This is a genomic window from Nocardioides oceani (assembly GCF_030412965.1).
GTDB classification, from domain to species: Bacteria; Actinomycetota; Actinomycetes; order Propionibacteriales; family Nocardioidaceae; genus Nocardioides; species Nocardioides oceani.
The window spans coordinates 1-274 of sequence record NZ_JAUHJQ010000193.1; the positions used below are offsets into that span (position 1 = coordinate 1).

Genomic DNA, 274 nt, shown 5'->3' on the forward strand with positions numbered 1-274 from the left:
TGTTACATCTATAGATGTAATTCATTCATGAACAATCCCTTCTTTAGGTGTTAAAATTGATGGAACTCCTGGACGTTTAAATCAAGCAAGATTTAATATTAATCGAACTGGATTATTCTTTGGTCAATGCTCGGAAATTTGTGGCAAAGGGCGCAAGAAGGCACGGGGCCCCCTGTTTTGTACTTGAACGCGGGGGACACGTTCGTCGGTACCGCCTGGTTCAGCGTTTTCACTTGGAACATTTCGTCGGCGTTTGTGAACGCTTTGAAGCCCG

Annotated in this window: 1 protein-coding gene; it reads left to right on the forward strand. The window is 44.5% G+C overall.

Going from position 1 to position 274, the window contains the following annotated elements:
* Positions 1-34: 34 nt before the first annotated feature.
* Positions 35-187, forward strand: a complete 153-nt coding sequence (locus tag QWY28_RS24640) for a hypothetical protein (protein ID WP_369292722.1) — start codon at positions 35-37, stop codon at positions 185-187.
* The last annotated feature ends 87 nt before the right edge of the window (positions 188-274 follow it).